Genomic DNA, 16,516 nt, shown 5'->3' with positions numbered 1-16,516 from the left:
GCTGTAAGCCCCACGCGCTACCATTACAGGCTGACCCAACCATTTGTACCCACACTGCCATGCCGCTCCAATTCGCCACCCGTCTCGACAACGTAGAAACATCGGCCATCCGCGAACTCTTCAAGCTGCTGGGCAAGCCCGGCATCATCAGCTTCGCCGGTGGTTTCCCGGACCCGGCCATGTTTGATGTGGAGGGTATTCGCGAAGCCGTCAACACCGCGTTGACCGAGGAGGCCGGCGCCACGCTGCAATATGGGGCCACCGAAGGGCACAACCCGCTGCGCGAGCAATTGGCTGCTTTCATGCAAGGCAAGGGCGTGAAGGATCTGGCACCCGAACAACTCATCGTGACCACCGGCAGCCAACAGGGCCTTGACCTGCTGGGCAAGACCATGATCAGCCCCGGTGACAAGGTCATTGTGGAAGGCCCCACCTTTCTGGCCACCATTCAGTGCTTCCGCCTCTACGGTGCGGAACTGATCAGCGCACCGATCGATGCCAACGGTGTGCAGGTGGACAAACTGGAAGCGCTGATCGCCGAGCACAAACCCAAGTTCGTCTACCTGATCCCCACCTTTGGCAACCCCAGCGGCGCAATGCTGAACCTGGAGCGCCGCAAGCGTGTGCTGGAATTGGCGGTGCAGTACCAGACACTGATCGTCGAAGACGACCCTTATGGCGACCTGTACTTCAACGATGCGCCACCACCATCGCTGTTGACATTGAGCGCCGGCGTTCCGGGCAGCCGCGAACTGCTGGTGCACTGCGGCTCGTTGAGCAAGGTGCTCAGCCCTGGCCTGCGCGTGGGCTGGATGGTTGCGCCATCCGAGCTATTGGGCAAGGCCACGATGTGCAAGCAGTTTAGCGACGCACACACCAGCACCTTCGCCCAGGCCACCGCCGCCCAGTACCTGAAGGCGGGCCGCATGCCCGCCACGCTGGCCCATGTGCGCAAGGTCTACGCCGAACGGGCCCTGGCCATGGGCAACGCGCTGCGCAAGGAGCTGGGTGACGCAATCGAGTTTGTACAACCCCAGGGCGGCCTGTTTGTGTGGGCGCGCCTGACCGGTGCCGGTGGCAAAGTGAAGGATGGTGCCGAGTTGGCCAAGCGCGCGATAGAGAAGGGTGTGGCCTTTGTGCCCGGTGCGCCGTTCTATGCCAGCAACCCTGATTTATCCACGTTGCGATTGAGCTTTGCGACCGCCGATGTGGCGAAGATTGAAGAAGGTGTGGGTCGCCTGGGGCAAGCCCTATAACCGACCCACTCAGTTGAGTCCACCGCCATGTTGACCATTGAGAAGTTCTTGCTGTTGGTAGCAGCACCGACCATTCTGGCGTTGTCCTTGCTTGAGGCCCTGGTGCTGTCACGTATCCAGCACTTCGACTGGCGGGCCTTCGGGGTGTCGATGTTCGACTATGTGCTGCGGATCGCGGTTGCGTTGTTTGTGCCGTTGACTATTGCAGCACCGCTGATCACGTGGACTATTGAACACCGGCTGGCCCGCATCGAGCTGGATAGCGTGGGCGCCGTGCTGCTGCTGTTCTTCGCACTGGAGTTTTTCTACTACTGGCTGCACCGTGCCGGGCACCGCGTGCGCTGGTTTTGGGGCAACCACGCGGTACACCATTCGCCCAACCAGCTGAACCTGTCGGCGTCGCTGCGCATAGGCGCTTTCGGAAAGCTGACGGGCAACGTGGTGTTCCTGCTGCCGCTGGTGTGGATAGGGTTTGATTTGCGCCTGGTGCTGACTGCGCTGACGCTGAATTTGTTGTACCAATTCTGGATCCACGCCACGTGGATTCCCAAGCTGGGTTGGCTGGAGTATGTTCTCAACACGCCGTCATCGCACCGCGTGCACCACTCGGCCAATATCGAGTACCTGGACAGTAATTACGGCGGTGTTTTGATCATATTTGACCGCCTGTTCGGCACCTATATCGCCGAGCGGGATGATGTTCCCTGCCGTTATGGCCTGGTACACCCCATGACCAGCTACAACCCGCTTCACGTGGAGTTTGCGCAGTGGATCAGCCTGGGCCGCGATGTGGCAAAGGCACGCAGCCTGCGTGCCGTGTTGGGTTATCTTTTCATGCCACCGGGGTGGTCACCGGATGGCCACGGACAGACGACCGAGGAGCTGCGGGCGCGCAAAGCGCAGTCGACTGGGGCGCCGACGTCTGCGTTCGCACACTTGGATCCCATCAACCAGGAGGTCGCATGACCATAGAAACCGAAGACGACGTCGTTGCTCTCAAACGCATAGGAAAAATTGTCTCCAGTGTGCTCCACCAGATGCTGGATGCGGCCGAACCCGGCATGACGACGCGGGAGCTGGACGCGCTGGGTGCGGAGCTGCTGGCGCGCCACGGTGCCCGGTCTGCGCCCAAGCTGACCTATGACTTTCCCGGCTCAACCTGCATCAGCATCAACGAAGAGGCCGCGCACGGCATCCCCGGTGACCGGGTCATCCGGCCGGGAGACGTCTTGAACGTCGACGTGTCCGCCGAGCTGGACGGCTACTTTGCCGATACCGGCGGCACGCGCGTTGTGCCCCCCACCAACGCCGTGAAAACGCGGCTGTGCCACGCTACCCGCGTGGCCCTTGCACAGGCGATGCGGCAGGCCCGGGCTGGCCAGCCGATTAACGGCATCGGCGCGGCCATCGAGCGCACCGCAAAGACCTATGGCTTCAAGATCATCGAGAACCTGGGCAGCCACGGGGTGGGGCGTGCACTGCATGAAGAACCCGAACACATTGCAGGTTACTTTGACCGGACCGACACCCGTATCCTGACCGAAGGCATGGTCATCACGATCGAACCGTTTTTGTCTACCAAGAGCCGGATCGTCAAAGAGACTTCTGACGGATGGACGCTGGCTGGCGTGCGCGGCAACCTGTCCGCACAGTACGAGCACACGATGATCATCACCAAGGGCGACCCGATCGTCGTTACGCAACACTGAGTTCACGTAGTGCATCAGCGGCGATCCATCGCGCCGACTTGCTGCCCTGCTGCTGAGGTTGTCCCACAAAGCCTGGGCCAGCGCATGCTCACGCCCCAGCGTCCGGGCGATGCCGCGCATGGCGGGCACCGACAGACCCAGGCGCCCGTCGCCGATGATGCCGAAGCGCGCCAGGTCCTGCAGCGCCTGTGGGCGCGCGTGCGCGTGCAGCAAGGCCAGGGCCTCGGGCAGGCGTGCGATTGCAGGCATCCGCGGTGTGCTATGAAATCAGGAGCTGCTTACGCACGCTGCACGGGGGCTGGCGGCCAATTTGGTATATAACCACGGGTCGATGGCCGGCTCAGTAGCCCTTGGCCAGCCCGGTATTGCGCCGAGGGTCATTGGCGCCATAGAAGCGGTTTCTGCCCACCGGCTTGCCGTTCAGTGACGGCGCACCGACCAGGATGGCGGCCAGGTGGTTGGCCGGCTGGGGCGCGCCCAACTTATGCCCCATGCCTTCCAGGATCTTGCGGGTGTCGGGGCTGATGCCGAAGGTGTCCATATTGGTCAAATCCGGTAGCCATTGCTGGTGGAAGCGGGGCGCGTCCACGGCCTCCTGCACGTTCATGCCGTAGTCGATGATGTTCAGCAGCGTGTGGGTGACCGCTGTGATGATGCGGCTGCCGCCCGGCGTGCCCACCACGATGACGGGTTTGCCGCCCTGGGTGACGATGGTCGGGCTCATGGAGCTCAAGGGCCGTTTGCCCGGGGCGATGGCATTGGCCTCACCCTGCACCAGGCCGTACATATTGGGCACGCCCACCTTGACCGTGAAGTCATCCATCTCGTTGTTCAGCAGCACGCCGGTGCCGGCCGCGGTGACCTTGGCGCCGAACCAGTCGTTCAGCGTGTAGGTGACGGCCACCGCGTTGCCGTACCGGTCGACGATGGAGTAGTGCGTGGTGTTGCTGCCCTCGTGCGGGGCCACACCGGGCTTGATCTCTTGGCTGACGCCCGCCTTGGCCGGGTCTATCGCGGCGCGGATGCTGGCCGCGTAGGCCTTGTCCAGCAGGCGGTTCAGCGGGTTCTTCACAAAATCCGGGTCACCCAGGTAGCTGTTGCGGTCTACGTAGGCGTGGCGCATGGCCTCGATCTGGTAGTGCACGGCCTGCGCAGAGCGGAATCCCAGTTCCTGCAGCGGGTAGCCCTCGACAATGTTCAGGATCTCGCAGATGACAACCCCGCCCGAGCTGGGTGGCGGCGCTGACACAACGTGGTAGCCGCGGTAATCGCATTCCACCGGTGCCATTTCGCGCACGGTGTACTGGTCCAGGTCGGCCTGGGTCAATATGCCCTTGCCGGCGGTGCTGGCCGCCACGAGCGCGCGGCCGACCGGGCCTTTATAAAAACCGTTAGGGCCGTGCTGGCTGATCAGGCGCAGCGTCTTGGCCAGGTCTTTTTGCACCAATGCCTGGCCGGGCTCGAAGGGCTCACCCTTTTTAAGGAAGATGGCGGCGGACGGGCCGTCCTTGCGGAAATCGGCGGTGGCGGTGCGCAGCATGTCCACATCGCCTTGTTCCAGCGCAAAGCCCTTGTCTGCCAGCGCGATGGCCGGCGCCAGCAACGCGGCGCGGCCCATGCTGCCGTACTTGACCCGCGCCGCCTCCAGGCCAGCAACCGAGCCCGGCACGCCGACCGCCAGGTAGCCTTTGGTGCTCAAGCCCTTGACCACGTTGCCGTTGGCATCCAGGTACATATTGGCGGTGGCGGCCAGTGGAGCTTTTTCGCGGAAGTCCAGAAAGGTCTTGCGGCCATCTGCCAGTTGCAGCGTCATGAAGCCGCCACCGCCCAGGTTGCCGGCAGCAGGGTAGACCACCGCCAACGCATAGCCCACGGCCACGGCAGCGTCGATGGCATTGCCACCTTTCTTCAGCACATCGACACCGACCTGGGTGGCCAAGTAGTGGGCGCTGACAACCATGCCGTTTTCGGCGGCCACCGGCGCGACGGAAGCAGCTTGGCTGCCGTGTACGCAGAGCAGCAGGGCAATGGAACCCACCAGAGTGGTGCGGGTGAGGGGTTTTTGCATGGAACGTGTCTCCTGTAGTGGGCCTGAACGGCTGTTATTGCAGATCCTTGACGAGGCGCTTGAATTCCGGTGAGTTGTCCAGCAGTGTGCGCCCCGCCTGCTGTAGCGCCTGCACCTGCTCGGATTCCAGTTTGAAGGTGGTGGGAATGGCCATCATCGCCTTGCGTTCCGCGGGGTCGGCGATGTCGCGCAGGCTGGTCTCCACCAGGTAGAAGTCGGGCACGCCTTCGTAGGGGCTGCCGGCTTTTCCCGCCAGTTCGCGCGCCTCTTCGCGCCAGTAGTGGAAGCTGGAGCGCAGCCAGGTCTGGGTCTCGAACGAGATGTTGCCCATCAGCGTGTCCAGCACGCGCGACGCCATCTGGCGGATGCTGGGTGGATCGCCTGAGTGGTCTATGCCCGACTCCGGCAGCACCTCTGCGCTGACCACCAAAAACACCACCTTGCGCACGCCGTGCACACCCAAGCGGTTGAGCAGCGGTGCAAAGCCACCGCGCGCGATGCTCGATTCGAGCGGGCCGCGCAAACCCAGGTTGTCCGAGATGCCGCCGTCGATCAGGTGTATCCACGGGCGGCCACTCTCCGCGCTGGAGTCCAGGTAGGAGTCCACGTCCGCGGCGTGGCGTTGTGCCCGCAGCGTCCAGCTTTGGTCTTGCGGGCCGTTCAGCGCCGGCTGCACCCAGCTGGGGCGCTTGTAGCCGCAGCGCCCGCCGTGGTTCTTCAGCACGACCGGGCCAAACAAAATGGGCACGGCACTGGATGCGGCCACGGCCCGCGACAGGGGAAGCGTGGACAGATCCGTGCACATCGGGTCAAACTGGTCCTGCGTGAACTGAAAATCAGCCCCGCGGTTCAGGTCGGTGGCGTGGATGACGACCAGCGGTCGTGTCTTGCGCGCCAGCAGGTCGGCAAATGTTTTCTTGGCAAACAGGCGGCGCTCCAGAATGGCGCTGAGCAGGTCCACACGGTCGTTGGTGGACCAGCCCATGACCTGGGTCATGCCAGTGACGGAGATGTACCGGTCCCACAGCTCGGTCTGGAAGTCGGCGTTTAAAAACCGGTCAGGAAATTCGTCAAAAAAAGCATCGCCATACAAGCCGTAATAGGCGGCCGCATAGCTGCCGCCCGACACTGAGTTGATGACGTCGATTTCGTCGATCAGCCGGCGTGGCCTGCCACCCCAGCGTATGGGGGTGGTCCGCAGCTTGTCGAGCACACCATAGGCCAGCGCGGCAGAACGGGTGCCGCCACCAGAGAAGGCCACGACCATGAACAGGCCGTCGCTGTTGTCAGGCCCTGCCTGCAGGTTGGAGAAGCGGTAGCCGTATCTGGGGTTGACGGCGTCCAAGGGTTTGGCGGGCTCGGGCGGTGGCACTAGGCTCACACAGCCGCTGACCAGCAGCGCAATCCAAATGGCCAGCAATGGTTTGCGCACGGGGCAGAATCCCTTGGACGTTGATCAGGGTTTGCGTACGGCGAAGGTCCAGTAGCGGGCCAAGTCGGTCAGCCCTTCGGGGCCGGACACGGTAGCCAAAGTCTGCAACGCCTTGTCGGTTTGGCCGGCCTGGGCGTAGGCGGCAGCCAAGCGCAGCCGGCCGTCTTCGGCACGGCGCGGCAGGCCCTTGGCAATACCCTTTTCCATCAACTCCAGACCTTTGTCGAATTGCTGCATGCCGACCAGGTTGAGTCCGATATTGAACAGCGCCAACCCATCTGGCTTCTTTTGCGCGGCGGCAATGTCGGCAGTCATCGTCTTTTTGTCCTGCTCATTCTCTTGAACCAGTTTCGCGCGTAGCTTCTTGTGCGCCTCCGTGGTGCCCAGCTGTCCGGCGGCGACACCCTGGTCATAGGCACGCAGCGCCTCGCCGGAGAAGCCGGCTTTTTGCGCAAAGTCGGCGTATTCAGTGAAGTCGGTGGCTTCTTCCGGCGTGCCGGTGAAAAAAGCCAGGCGGAACACATCCAGCTGCAGGCGGCTGGCCAGGTCGGAGCGGCCCCACAGGCGGTTGATGACCGAGCGCCAGTGGTCTTTGCTGGGGTAGTACTGCACCAGCAATTCCAGCGCACGGGTGTAGCCGGCGGTATCTTTCAGGCTGTTACGGGCTTGGGCCAGCATTTCCAGGTAGTTCTGGGGCGGAGCGGTCTTGGCCAGTTGGGCTGCGGCAATCTCCTCATTGATCAGCTCGCTGCCACGCTGCAAGTTGCCCCCCAGTAGATATGCCTGGATGCGTGCACTCTTGACAGCTGGATCAGTACCCCCGGCTTTGATGTTGCGATCCATCCAGGCTGCGGCCTGGGCGTAGTCCTTGGTGCGGTAGTGGGCAATGCCCACCGCATGCATCAGCGGCAACGTTTCCTCGGGCTTGAGCCATGCGCCGCTGGTGTTGAGTTGCAGCACCTGTTCCAGCAGCTTGCTGGCGTTGGGGCCGTCGTCCTCGGCAAGGGCGACGGACAGCGCAACGCGGGCAACAATATAGGTCTCGTACGGTGTCTTGTCTGCTACCGCATTGGCAGCCTGGAGCTTTTCCTTGACCTGCGGGTATTTCTTCTCACTCAGCAAAGGTTGCGTGTCCAGCAACAGGGTGCGCAGTTCGGGGCGAATGGTGGGGCCGGCAGGGGCAGAGGCCGCAGCCACTGGCGCCACAGCAGTCTGCGCCCATGCCAGAGGCGCCGCAAGAGCGCAGGCCAGCACGATCGCTTTGATACACCCTGGGGACGAGAGGGGACGTGGCACGCTCATCGGATCAAGCCTTGCCGGGGTTGCACAGAGAGTGTTGGCCCATTTGGGTGACCAGATCACTTGCCTTTCGCACCTCTGCCGACGTGGCAACGGCCGCAATATTGGATGCCAGACCGCCTACATATTTGGCGTTAGCTTCGCTCAAGGTCTTGAGCGCATTGCAGCGGGTAACCAGCTGCTTCTTGGCAATGGCCATGTCACCAGCGTCCCGCACTTCCGCGGCTACCAAGCCCAGCGCAACCACGCCATCTGCAGTGGCATCGACCAGACCCAGTTGGGTGGTCACTAGTTTGAGCATTTCCTTGTCGTTGGGAGATGCGGTGCCTGCGCGCTTGGACAAATCGGCCAAGCTGGTAGCCAAGCTCTGCGATACCTTGATGAATTCGGCAACAGACTTGCCGACAGCGGCCTTGTTTTGGGCCATGGCTGGTTGGATCAGCAAGCTTGCTGCCAATATCGAGTAGGAAAAAATGCGAATCGTGGACATAGAAATGGAGTCTCTGGGGTTGAACGTGGGCGGAACTTTACACGGGTTTTGCAGGCGGTCGTTTCAGGCGAGCAAGTCCTGTGTGTCTGCTTGTAAGCCTTCGGTCTTTTCTGCGCACACCATGGACCGAAAAGGCCGCAGAATAGGGAAACTATGCACTCTACCGCACAGATAGTGGCACCATAATCTGGCTCATCCGCGGGCGTTTGGTTACTTTTTGCGAAAGACTGCAGCATGAATTTTTCGAACACAAAAATCAGTGTGAAGTTAAGCGGTGCGTTTCTACTGATGGTTCTGTTGACAGGCGCCATTGGCATGTTTGCCCTGGTGCAGTTAGCCCGTATCAACACCAGTACGGAAGAGATTGCCAGTAATTGGCTGCCCAACATCCAGTACACCGGAGAGTTACAGGGCCTGCTAAACGACCTGCGCCAGGCCGAGACCCAGCATGCAATGGCGGTGACGGCGGAGGAAAAGAAGCTCGAAGCCGACCGCATCAGCGCCGACAAGGCCAAGTTGGTAGATGTCGGAAAACGGGTCGAGGCCCTGCTGGACACCGCGGCAGAGAAGCAGGACTGGGAAAAGTTTTCGAAGGAACTGGGCGGTTATTACGCGGTGAGCACCAAACTGTTGGCGCTGTCTGACATTGGCCCGGCTGAAGCACTGGCGACCACGGAATTATTGAATGGTGAGTCCCGCACTGCGTTTCGCGCATTGTTCAAGAACATTGATGGTATGAATGCGCACAATACGCAAGGCGCAGCGGCCGCGCGTGAAGGAGCGAAGGCGACCTACGCCAGCTCCAAGTGGAGCGTGACATTAATGCTGGGCGTCACAGTGTTGCTTGCGGCAGGTATGGCGTTGTGGATCATTCCCCAGATCACCAAGCCGATCGAATTTGCCGTCGGCGCTGCCAAGGAATTTGCTGGCGGCAACCTGACCCATGCACTGCACCCCCGCGGCAGTGACGAGCCGGCCCAATTGCTGCATGCACTGGAATCTATGCGGCTGGCCCTCGTCAAGGTGGTAACCAATGTGCGGCAGGGGGCCGAAGGTGTAGCCACCGCAAGTTCTGAAATCGCACAGGGCAACCACGACCTGTCGTCTCGTACCGAGCAGCAGGCTAGCGCACTGGAGCAAACCGCCTCGTCCATGGAAGAGTTGGGATCGACGGTGAGGCAAAACGCTGACAATGCCCGCCAGGCCAATCAGCTGGCAATGAATGCGTCCACGGTGGCCATCAAGGGTGGCGACGTGGTAGCGCAGGTCGTGGAGACAATGAAGGGAATCAATGATTCGTCGCGCAAGATATCGGACATCATCAGCGTCATCGACGGCATAGCTTTCCAGACCAATATCCTGGCGTTGAATGCGGCAGTAGAGGCAGCGCGCGCCGGGGAGCAGGGTCGCGGTTTTGCGGTGGTGGCGTCAGAGGTTCGCAGCCTGGCTGGCCGTAGCGCCGAAGCCGCCAAGGAGATCAAGGGCCTGATCGGTGCCAGCGTGGAGCGTGTGGAGCGTGGCACCACTTTGGTCGACCAAGCTGGTACAACGATGACCGAGGTCGTCAGCAGTATCCGGCGCGTGACGGATATTGTCGGAGAGATCAGCGCTGCCAGCGACGAGCAGGCGCAGGGCGTGTCGCAGGTGGGCGAGGCTGTCGCGCATATGGACCAGGCCACGCAACAAAACGCCGCACTGGTTGAGCAAATGGCCGCCGCCGCCAGTGGGCTCAAGTCACAGGCACAAGACTTGGTGCACGTGGTGGCCGCCTTCCGGCTCAGCGACGTCGAGAATGCTGCGAACGATCGCTCGGCAGCCCGGCCGGTGGCTGCTGCGGCCGTAGCGAGGTCCCCGGCTAAAGCCTTGCCACGTACGACTACACAAGCCGCACCGAGGTTGGGCGCGCGGCCCCCCGCCAAGCCCACGCCTGCCGGTGGCGATGATGACTGGGAGTCTTTCTGAAATCTAAGGCATCCGGCCTTGCCGCACTGGGCGGCCTGGTCTATTCCACCGACAGTGGGCGCATGTGCCCAGACTGCCGTCAACCCGTTGCACAATGCACCTGCAAGCTGGCCGTGGCCCCTACCGGTGACGGCATTGTGCGCGTGTCGCGCGAAACCAAAGGCCGTGGCGGCAAAGCCGTCACGCTGGTCAAGGGCGTGCTACTGGACGCGGTGGCGCTGGCCGAACTGGGTAAGCAACTGAAAGCGGCCTGCGGCACTGGCGGAACGGTCAAAGACGGCGTTATCGAAGTTCAGGGCGACCATATTGATCGCATCATGCAAATCCTCAAGACCCAGGGCCACACAGTCAAGCGCGCAGGAGGCTAGCCACCAGCAGTAGCGGGTACGATGCGTCTTTAACAGCAGACCATACGCGCCCCATGGACAGTATCAACCCCGCCTCTGTAGCCCTGTACTGGGATTTTGAAAATCTCCACGCCGCCTTGTGCGAGGCCCGGCAAGAGGGGTCCTACGGCAAGCAGGACAACCGTTTCAGGGTGCAGGAGCCGCTGGTCAATGTGCATGCGGTGGTGGCGCTGGCCGCATCGCTGGGGCCTGTTGCCATCCACCGCGCCTATTGCAACTGGCAATACTTCGGCCGCTACCGCGACGCATTGCTGCACCATGCGATCGAGCTGATCCAGCTGTTCCCGCCCGGTGGCGCTGCCAAAAACGGGGCAGATATCCGCCTGAGCCTGGATGCCGTAGAAGATGTGGCGCGCTTTGACCACATCGGCGCCGTTGTCATCGTCAGTGGCGACAGCGATTTCATGCCGCTGGCACAAAAGATCAAGGCCAGCGGACGCCGCGTCATTGGCCTGGGTGCACGCAGCACCACCAACGGGCACTGGGCCAACAGCTGCCACGGATTCCATTACTACGAAGATTTGATAGCGACCACATGCTGACATTCAATGCAGACGAAGTAACCCACGGCATACAGCTGGCCGTGGCCCCGGTGTTTTTGCTGACCGCGGTGTCGGGCATGATTGGTGCGATCGCCGGCAGGTTGGCTCGCATCATTGACCGGGCGCGCCTGATTGAGGACAGGGCCCGCGAATCCACTGACCCCGAATTTCTGGAGCGCGCCTTCAAAGAGTTGGGCGAGCTGCGTTTGCGGGGGCGGTTGGCCAACGGCGGCATTGCATTGCTGACCTTTTGTTCTTTTTTGATCGGCCTGACCATCATCGTGCTGTTCGTGGGTGAAACCACTGGGTTCAAGATCAGCCGCTGGGCGGTGGGGGGCTTCCTGTTCGGCGTGGTCAGCTTTTTGCTCGCGCTGCTGTGCTTTCTGGCCGAGACGCTGATCGCTACGCGCCTGCTGAATTTCCATTTGCCCGGCAAGGGCTAGGCACCGGCCGCCTTCAGGCCATGGCCTGCGCGGCCAGTTCGTAAGACCGCTTGCGCGCCGTGTGGTCAAACATCTGCGACGTGATCATTAATTCGTCGGCACCTGTGCGTGCAACGAAATCCTCCAGACCCTTGCGGATGGTGGCTGCTGAGCCAATGGTGGTGCAGGACAGCACACTGCGCAGCAGGGCCTGCTCGGCCGGGCCGACCTGCTCCGCGTAGCCAGGTTTTGGCGCAGGCAGGCGGGCGGGGTGGCCGCTGCGCAGGTTGACAAACGCTTGCTGCATCGAGGTAGCCAGAATTTTTGCCTCTTCATCGGTATCGGCCGCAAACACGTTGAAGCCCAGCATGACATAGGGTTTGGCCAGCTGGGCCGACGGCTTGAAGCGGGCGCGGTATAGGTCAATAGCGTCCATCATCTGCGCGGGCGCAAAGTGCGACGCAAACGCATATGGCAGCCCCATCATCGCCGCCAACTGGGCGCCAAACAGGCTGGAGCCCAATATCCAGATGGGCACCTTGAGCCCTGTTCCCGGCACCGCGCGGACCTTTTGCTGTGGTTGGTCGGACATGAAATCCATCAACTCGGCCACGTCTTGCGGAAACTCATCGGCGTCGGACGCAAGGTTGCGCCGTAACGCACGGGCGGTCATCTGGTCCGAGCCCGGGGCGCGGCCCAGGCCCAGGTCTATGCGGCCGGGGTACAGCGACTCCAACGTGCCAAATTGCTCGGCAATGACCAGCGGCGAATGGTTGGGCAGCATGATGCCGCCGGCTCCCACCCGTATCGTGGATGTGCCACCTGCCACGTGGCCTATCAACACGGCTGTGGCGGCGCTGGCGATGCCGGGCATGCCATGGTGTTCGGCCAGCCAGTAGCGGTTGAAACCCAGGCGCTCTGCATGGCGCGCCAAGTCCAGCGTGTTGCGGAACGACTGGGCGGCATCGCTGCCTTCGGTAATGGGGGAGAGGTCGAGTACGGAAAACGGAATCATGGCCATGATTGTGCGGCGATACCTGTTCGGTACAGCGGTGCCCTGGATATGCCCCCTGCGCGGACGGAGAATAGGGCCGCGTGACTCTCACAAGGTACGCGTTGCGCTAGGGTTTAGACTGGCGTTAGCCCAGCTTCAGCGCCTGGAACACCCTAAGCGCGGCATACGCATCGTTGGCCGCGTAGACCAGTTGGGCTTCAGTCAGCTGCGGGTTGGCCCAGTTGGATGTAGCGGCCTTCTTGGACTTGAGGAAACGCTTGTTGAACAGCACGGCCACGGCACCTTTTACGCCCATGTCTTTGCGGTACCCACGTTCCCTGAAAACGGTATTGAGTTCTAACACACCACCGGGCTCCACGCCCAATTTGGAAATGATGCGTTTGCGGTCATCGCCGAGGCCAAAACCCGCTTTGGTAATGCCGCTGGTGGCCAGCAACTCTGCCACCAGGGCACTGCACTGCGGATCGTGCAGCTGGAAGACCCAGGCTCTGTCGGCGGTGGACAATTGCACAATGTGTGGCCCCTCCGACACCTGGTCCTTGAAGAACGTGGGTTTGGATTCTGTGTCGAAGCCCAGTACCTTGGCAGCCGCCAGCTCCGACGCCGCCCGGCTGGCCTGCTCGGCCGTGGCCACCAGCACGATGCGGTTCAGGCCCAGGCGCTCAAAGGGTTCCAACAGTGCGATCTCTTCCTTGCTGGGCGTCGGGTGGGTGGTATGCATAAGGGCAGAGTGTGCCGGATTTTTCCGCCCCCCCACACTCCGCCGCTATGCGGGTCGCTGCCGGCAGAGGGGCGCGTTTGCCTGGGGGCGGCCCGGCTGTGAAACAGCGCCAAGTAGTGGCGCAGCATAATCGCGGCATGAAAAAAACATTCAAACTCAATATCGAAGGCAAGAACCGTGACCGCGTGCTGGACGCCGTCAAACACGAGATCCGCAAATACGTCAAGCGTGAACGCCGCCGCGAGTTGCCCGAGGGCGTGGACTTTTGGGACTTTGATTGTCGCTTTGGTGCCACCGAGGAGCAGGCCGTTGTGGTCCACTTTGCAACGCTCACCAGTCTGATTGACGGTATTGCCAATGACGGCGGAGAGCAGTTTTACGTGGAAATTTTGGCATCGCATGGACGCCGCCAGGCGCGGCCTGCGGGTGCCGCTCCACTGGAGTAATTTGTTTTTGAATCTTGACCAGGAGAAAGTTTTATGCTGACGCTGTGTGGTTTCCCCGTTTCCAACTACTACAACAAGGTCAAACTGGCACTCCTGGAAAAGAACGTGTCTTTTGTCGAAGAAAACGTCAAGACCGGCCTGACCGACGAAGCGGTGCTGTCTGCCTCTCCGCTGGCCAAAATCCCTTTTATCCGCACGCCGCAGGGCACGCTGTGCGAGAGCGAAGCCATTGTGGAGTACATCGAGGCGGCGTACCCCAACCCGCCACTGCTGCCCGTTGACCCGTTTGCCGCAGCCAAGGTGCGTGAGTTGTGTATATACATCGACCTGCACTTGGAGCTGGTGGCCCGTGAGCTGTATTACCAGGCATTTTTTGGTGGCGCGGTCAGCGAAGGCACCCTGGCAAGGGTTCGCAAGCAGCTGGATAAAAGCATTCCCGCTGCCAAGCGTTTGCTCAAGTTCGCTCCCTATGCGGCAGGCGACACGTTTACGCTGGCCGATTGCGCTGCCTATGCCAGTCTGCCGTTGGTGGGAATGGCCACCAAGGCCATCTATGGAGAAGACCTGTTACTGGCCGGTGGCATCGATTACAAGAACTACATCAAGTTCATTGGTGAGCGCCCTTCGGCCCAACGGGTGGCGGCAGACCGCAAGGCGGCGACTGTTAAAGCCTAGTCTGGTTTGGGCTGGGCAGCCGCAAGTGCCCGCAGCTTGTCTTTCTTGCTAGGGCGCTTGCCCTTGATTCCGCCCTTGTCCGCAGCTACCTGCGGGGCGATGGGGGTGGCCACCTCGGTAGGCTCAAAGCCTTCAATTTCTTCCAGCGGCAGGCTCAGGCCCTGGCGCTTTTCAATCAGATGAAAGTGGGCTTCGGTATCGGCACTGACAAAGCTGACGGCCAGGCCGGGCTCGCCGGCGCGCCCCGTGCGGCCTATGCGGTGTACGTAATCTACGGCTGAGCGGGGCAGGTCGTAGTTGACCACTACGGGCAGCTTGGCAATATCAATGCCGCGCGAGGCCAGGTCGGTTGTGATGACCACTTCCCATTGCTCGTCCTTGAACTCGGCCAGCACCTGTTTGCGTGCACCCTGGCTCAGATCGCCATGGAAGGCCGTTGCGTAGATCTTGGCCTTGTACAGCTTCTCTGCCACCAGTTCGGCCGCGTATTTGGTGGCCACAAAGACCAGCACCCGTTTCCAGCCTTGGTCCTTGATCAGGTGGCGCAGCAGCTGTGTGCGTTTGTCGGTGTCGACCCGAATGGCCCGTTGTGTGATGTCTGCGGGCGGCAACTCGGTGGAGGCCACCGAGATATTGACTGGGTCGCGCAGCATCTGGCTGGCCAGGGCGCGCACATCTGGGGGAAACGTAGCCGAGAAAAACAGGCTTTGGCGGCGCGGCGGTAGCAGGGTCAGTACTTTGCCCAGTTCTTCTGCAAAACCCAGGTCCAGCAGGCGGTCGGCCTCGTCCAGCACCAGCAGGCGCACGGTGGCCAGTTGCACGGCGTTTTGAGCGGCCAGGTCCAGCAGGCGGCCGGGGGTCGCGACCAGCACGTCGGCACCGCCGCGCAGGGCCATCATTTGCGGGTTGATAGAAACGCCGCCTGAGGCCACCACGACCTTGGGGCTTTGCGGCAGGGCCTGGGCCAGGCTGCGCACCACGTCACCGACCTGCGCGGCCAGCTCGCGGGTTGGCACCACGATCAGCGCCCGAACCGCCCGGCCATACTGGTGGCGGTTTTCAGCGGGCAACTCTTGCAGGCGCTGCAGCAGTGGCAGGGAAAATGCAGCCGTCTTGCCAGAGCCGGTTTGGGCCGACGCCAGTACATCGGCACCGGTCAAAACCGCCGGGATGGCTTCGCTTTGAATGGGGGTGGGGTCCGTAAACCCGAGGGCGCTGGCGGCTTGGGCCAGCGTGGGGAGCAATCCGAGGGAAAGAAATGGCATGGCCGTATTGTCGGTCCTGCCGCTTGTGTCACGCCAGCAGCACCGAAATTTCGTAGAAGAATTCACCAACTGCCTGATGAAATCCAGAAATCAGCCCCAAGCTTTGTGTATTGATCCCAAGAACCGATGACCATGACCACAACCCTGAAAATTGATTTTGTATCCGACGTATCCTGCCCTTGGTGTGCCGTGGGCCTGGCTTCTTTGCAAACCGCGCTGGACCGTGTGGCGCCCGATGTGAAGGTGAACATCACTTTCCAACCCTTTGAATTGAACCCCCAGATGGTGCCCGAGGGCGAGGACACGACGGAGCACCTGCGCAACAAATACGGCTCCACGCCCGAACAGGCTAATGCCATCCGCGAGACCATTCGTGCCCGCGGCGCCGAGCTGGGCTTTACCTTCAACCTGGATAAACGCTCGCGTATCTACAACACCTTTGACGCCCACCGCCTGCTGCATTGGGCGCACGAAGAAGGTGGCGACCACCAGCTGGCTTTGAAGCAAGCCTTGCTGAAAGCCTATTTCACCGATGGTGAAGACCCCAGCAACCATGCTGTGCTGGTGCGGGTCGCGGGTGAGGTGGGGCTGGATACCGAGCGTGCCAAGGCGATTTTGGACAGCGACACTTACGCGGCTGAAGTGCGTGCGCAAGAACAGTTTTACCTGCGCCAAGGCATCAACTCCGTGCCTGCTGTGGTCATCAATGACCGCCATTTGATTTCTGGTGGCCAGCCGCCCGAGGTGTTCGAGCAGGCGCTGCGCCAGATCGCAGCAGGCTAATAAGCCCCCACGCTTGCCACTGCG

Annotated in this window: 17 protein-coding genes; 10 read left to right on the top strand and 7 right to left on the bottom strand. The window is 61.6% G+C overall.

Features of this window, described 5'->3' with window-relative positions; translation table 11 throughout:
• Nucleotides 1–59: 59 nt before the first annotated feature.
• From AC097P_RS20935 to map, 3 genes are read left to right on the top strand one after another with little or no spacing between them, the layout of a single operon-like run.
• The gene (locus tag AC097P_RS20935) at nt 60–1,256 is read left to right on the top strand and encodes an aminotransferase-like domain-containing protein (RefSeq protein WP_479612379.1); all 1,197 of its coding nucleotides are present in this window, start codon (nt 60–62) and stop codon (nt 1,254–1,256) included.
• A 27-nt stretch (nt 1,257–1,283) separates the two neighbouring features.
• A complete protein-coding gene (locus AC097P_RS20930; protein ID WP_479612378.1) occupies nt 1,284–2,222 on the top strand; it encodes a sterol desaturase family protein in 939 nt (312 codons plus the stop codon).
• Nucleotides 2,219–2,965 (top strand): type I methionyl aminopeptidase, encoded by a 747-nt coding sequence (map, locus tag AC097P_RS20925; RefSeq protein ID WP_479612377.1) that lies wholly within the window; start codon nt 2,219–2,221, stop codon nt 2,963–2,965. The genes AC097P_RS20930 and map overlap by 4 nt, the downstream gene beginning before the upstream one ends.
• A gap of 340 nt (nt 2,966–3,305) precedes the next feature.
• Here map and ggt read toward each other — a convergent pair whose 3' ends face one another.
• Genes ggt through AC097P_RS20905 form a run of 4 tightly spaced genes read right to left on the bottom strand, consistent with a single transcriptional unit; the run spans nt 3,306 to nt 8,254 of the window.
• Entirely contained in the window at nt 3,306–5,033 is a 1,728-nt protein-coding gene (ggt, locus tag AC097P_RS20920) for a gamma-glutamyltransferase (protein WP_479612376.1), read from the bottom strand.
• Between the two features lie 34 nt (nt 5,034–5,067).
• Entirely contained in the window at nt 5,068–6,465 is a 1,398-nt protein-coding gene (locus AC097P_RS20915) for a patatin-like phospholipase family protein (RefSeq protein WP_479612375.1), read from the bottom strand.
• A 24-nt stretch (nt 6,466–6,489) separates the two neighbouring features.
• On the bottom strand, nt 6,490–7,767 hold the full coding sequence (locus AC097P_RS20910; protein WP_479612374.1) for a hypothetical protein: 1,278 nt from the start codon (nt 7,765–7,767) through the stop codon (nt 6,490–6,492).
• A 4-nt stretch (nt 7,768–7,771) separates the two neighbouring features.
• A complete protein-coding gene (locus AC097P_RS20905; RefSeq protein WP_479612373.1) occupies nt 7,772–8,254 on the bottom strand; it encodes a hypothetical protein in 483 nt (160 codons plus the stop codon).
• 234 nt (nt 8,255–8,488) lie between these two features.
• On the opposite strand from AC097P_RS20905, the gene AC097P_RS20900 reads away from it, so the two are divergent.
• The 4 genes from AC097P_RS20900 to AC097P_RS20885 are packed head-to-tail and all read left to right on the top strand — an operon-like array spanning nt 8,489 to nt 11,608.
• Nucleotides 8,489–10,216, top strand: coding sequence for a methyl-accepting chemotaxis protein (locus AC097P_RS20900; protein ID WP_479612372.1), 1,728 nt, complete (start codon nt 8,489–8,491; stop codon nt 10,214–10,216).
• Complete coding sequence (locus AC097P_RS20895) at nt 10,213–10,584, top strand: translation initiation factor Sui1 (protein ID WP_479612513.1); 372 nt, start codon at nt 10,213–10,215, stop codon at nt 10,582–10,584. The genes AC097P_RS20900 and AC097P_RS20895 overlap by 4 nt, the downstream gene beginning before the upstream one ends.
• Before the next feature lie 53 nt (nt 10,585–10,637).
• Nucleotides 10,638–11,165: an NYN domain-containing protein gene (locus tag AC097P_RS20890; protein ID WP_479612371.1), complete on the top strand. Its 528-nt coding sequence runs from the start codon at nt 10,638–10,640 to the stop codon at nt 11,163–11,165.
• Nucleotides 11,159–11,608: a DUF2721 domain-containing protein gene (locus AC097P_RS20885; protein WP_479612370.1), complete on the top strand. Its 450-nt coding sequence runs from the start codon at nt 11,159–11,161 to the stop codon at nt 11,606–11,608. Before AC097P_RS20890 ends, AC097P_RS20885 begins: the two co-directional genes overlap by 7 nt.
• Nucleotides 11,609–11,621: 13 nt before the next feature.
• Here the strand turns inward: AC097P_RS20885 and AC097P_RS20880 are convergent, their stop codons facing one another.
• Nucleotides 11,622–12,602 carry an LLM class flavin-dependent oxidoreductase gene (locus tag AC097P_RS20880; protein ID WP_479612369.1) on the bottom strand — a complete coding sequence of 327 codons (981 nt, stop codon included), beginning with the start codon at nt 12,600–12,602 and terminating at the stop codon, nt 11,622–11,624.
• A gap of 124 nt (nt 12,603–12,726) precedes the next feature.
• Nucleotides 12,727–13,323 carry a 3'-5' exonuclease gene (locus AC097P_RS20875; RefSeq protein WP_479612368.1) on the bottom strand — a complete coding sequence of 199 codons (597 nt, stop codon included), beginning with the start codon at nt 13,321–13,323 and terminating at the stop codon, nt 12,727–12,729.
• A gap of 137 nt (nt 13,324–13,460) precedes the next feature.
• Here AC097P_RS20875 and AC097P_RS20870 point away from each other — a divergent pair, with 137 nt between their 5' ends.
• Both AC097P_RS20870 and AC097P_RS20865 read left to right on the top strand, forming a co-directional pair.
• Complete coding sequence (locus AC097P_RS20870) at nt 13,461–13,769, top strand: DUF6172 family protein (RefSeq protein ID WP_479612367.1); 309 nt, start codon at nt 13,461–13,463, stop codon at nt 13,767–13,769.
• Nucleotides 13,770–13,802: 33 nt separating this feature from the next.
• A complete protein-coding gene (locus AC097P_RS20865) occupies nt 13,803–14,444 on the top strand; it encodes a glutathione S-transferase family protein (RefSeq protein WP_479612366.1) in 642 nt (213 codons plus the stop codon).
• On the opposite strand, the gene AC097P_RS20860 is transcribed toward AC097P_RS20865, so the two are convergent.
• A complete protein-coding gene (locus AC097P_RS20860; RefSeq protein WP_479612365.1) occupies nt 14,441–15,709 on the bottom strand; it encodes a DEAD/DEAH box helicase in 1,269 nt (422 codons plus the stop codon). The two genes, AC097P_RS20865 and AC097P_RS20860, sit on opposite strands and share 4 nt — an antisense overlap.
• A 132-nt stretch (nt 15,710–15,841) precedes the next feature.
• On the opposite strand from AC097P_RS20860, the gene AC097P_RS20855 reads away from it, so the two are divergent.
• A complete protein-coding gene (locus tag AC097P_RS20855; RefSeq protein WP_479612364.1) occupies nt 15,842–16,492 on the top strand; it encodes a DsbA family oxidoreductase in 651 nt (216 codons plus the stop codon).
• Nucleotides 16,493–16,516 lie beyond the last annotated feature (24 nt).

It is taken from the genome of Rhodoferax sp. ZS1R8, from assembly GCF_056521325.1.
Note: the sequence above shows the minus strand (reverse complement) of the source record. Positions and strands in the feature narration are given on the sequence as shown.

Bases quoted from the DNA above. Each gene is read 5' to 3' on its own strand.
- AC097P_RS20935 (WP_479612379.1), top strand. From the start codon at position 60: ATGCCGCTCCAATTCGCCACCCGTCTCGACAACGTAGAAACATCGGCC.
- AC097P_RS20930 (WP_479612378.1), top strand. From the start codon at position 1,284: ATGTTGACCATTGAGAAGTTCTTGCTGTTGGTAGCAGCACCGACCATT.
- map (WP_479612377.1), top strand. From the start codon at position 2,219: ATGACCATAGAAACCGAAGACGACGTCGTTGCTCTCAAACGCATAGGA.
- ggt (WP_479612376.1), bottom strand. From the start codon at position 5,033: ATGCAAAAACCCCTCACCCGCACCACTCTGGTGGGTTCCATTGCCCTG.
- AC097P_RS20910 (WP_479612374.1), bottom strand. From the start codon at position 7,767: ATGAGCGTGCCACGTCCCCTCTCGTCCCCAGGGTGTATCAAAGCGATC.
- AC097P_RS20905 (WP_479612373.1), bottom strand. From the start codon at position 8,254: ATGTCCACGATTCGCATTTTTTCCTACTCGATATTGGCAGCAAGCTTG.
- AC097P_RS20900 (WP_479612372.1), top strand. From the start codon at position 8,489: ATGAATTTTTCGAACACAAAAATCAGTGTGAAGTTAAGCGGTGCGTTT.
- AC097P_RS20890 (WP_479612371.1), top strand. From the start codon at position 10,638: ATGGACAGTATCAACCCCGCCTCTGTAGCCCTGTACTGGGATTTTGAA.
- AC097P_RS20885 (WP_479612370.1), top strand. From the start codon at position 11,159: ATGCTGACATTCAATGCAGACGAAGTAACCCACGGCATACAGCTGGCC.
- AC097P_RS20880 (WP_479612369.1), bottom strand. From the start codon at position 12,602: ATGATTCCGTTTTCCGTACTCGACCTCTCCCCCATTACCGAAGGCAGC.
- AC097P_RS20875 (WP_479612368.1), bottom strand. From the start codon at position 13,323: ATGCATACCACCCACCCGACGCCCAGCAAGGAAGAGATCGCACTGTTG.
- AC097P_RS20870 (WP_479612367.1), top strand. From the start codon at position 13,461: ATGAAAAAAACATTCAAACTCAATATCGAAGGCAAGAACCGTGACCGC.
- AC097P_RS20865 (WP_479612366.1), top strand. From the start codon at position 13,803: ATGCTGACGCTGTGTGGTTTCCCCGTTTCCAACTACTACAACAAGGTC.
- AC097P_RS20860 (WP_479612365.1), bottom strand. From the start codon at position 15,709: ATGCCATTTCTTTCCCTCGGATTGCTCCCCACGCTGGCCCAAGCCGCC.
- AC097P_RS20855 (WP_479612364.1), top strand. From the start codon at position 15,842: ATGACCACAACCCTGAAAATTGATTTTGTATCCGACGTATCCTGCCCT.